Origin of the sequence: Dietzia sp. B44 (genome assembly GCF_014145245.1) — a bacterium.
In the GTDB taxonomy this organism is placed as follows: Bacteria; Actinomycetota; Actinomycetes; order Mycobacteriales; family Mycobacteriaceae; genus Dietzia; species Dietzia natronolimnaea.
Genome location: NZ_JAALEF010000341.1, coordinates 1 through 1,037, shown reverse-complemented (window position 1 = coordinate 1,037; position 1,037 = coordinate 1). Strand labels below are relative to the sequence as shown.

Genomic DNA, 1,037 nt, shown 5'->3' with positions numbered 1-1,037 from the left:
GCTGCGCCGGGCCTCCGACGGGCTCACCCTCGACGTGACCGAGGCGGCGGTGTTGCTGGCCGCGCGCGGAGACGATCTCGTCCGGCTGACCGGGCTGGCGGCCGCGCGTCGCGACGCCCGCCTCCTCGACGAGGGGCGTCCGGGGGTGGTGACGTACTCCCGCAAGGTGTTCGTCCCGCTCACCCGCCTGTGCCGCGACCGCTGCCACTACTGCACCTTCGTCACCGTGCCGGGGAAACTCCGGGCCGCCGGCGAGGGCATGTTCCTCGACCCCGACGAGGTGGTGGACCTGTGCCGGCGCGGCGCGGAGGCCGGGTGCAAGGAGGCGCTCTTCACGTTGGGCGACCGACCGGAGGACCGGTGGCCCGAGGCGAGGGAGTGGCTCGAATCGCGCGGCTTCTCCTCGACGCTGGACTACGTCCGGGCCATGGCCATCCGGGTGTTGGAGGAGACCGGTCTGCTGCCGCACCTCAATCCCGGCGTGATGAGCTGGTCGGAGATGTCCACCCTCAAGCCGGTCGCACCGTCCATGGGGATGATGCTCGAGACCACGGCCACGAGGTTGTTCACCACCCCGGGTGCGTGTCACCACGGCAGCCCGGACAAGGACCCGGCCGTGCGGCTGCGCACCCTGACCGACGCGGGGCGTCTCGCGGTGCCGTTCACCTCGGGGATCCTGGTGGGGATCGGGGAGAACAGGACCGAGCGGGCCGACAGTCTGCTCGCGCTGGCCGGGCTGGCCAGGGAGTTCGGACACCTCCAGGAGGTGATCGTCCAGAACTTCCGGGCCAAGCCCGACACCGCCATGCGCGACTCGGCCGACGCGGACACCGACGAGTTCCTCGCCGCGATCGCCGTCGCGCGCCTGGTGCTCGACCCGCGGGTCGCCGTCCAGGCCCCGCCGAACCTGGTCGACCGGCAGGACGTGCTGGCCCTCATCGGCGCGGGGGTGGACGACCTGGGCGGCATCTCCCCGCTCACACCCGACCACGTCAACCCCGAGCGGCCGTGGCCGCATCTGGAGGGACTGACCGCCG

Annotated in this window: 1 protein-coding gene; it reads left to right on the top strand. The window is 72.5% G+C overall.

Features of this window, described 5'->3' with window-relative positions:
• Position 1: 1 nt before the first annotated feature.
• Positions 2-1,037, top strand: a 1,036-nt coding sequence (gene cofG, locus G6017_RS11490; protein ID WP_241731500.1) for a 7,8-didemethyl-8-hydroxy-5-deazariboflavin synthase CofG, incomplete at its 3' end; no start/stop codon positions are given.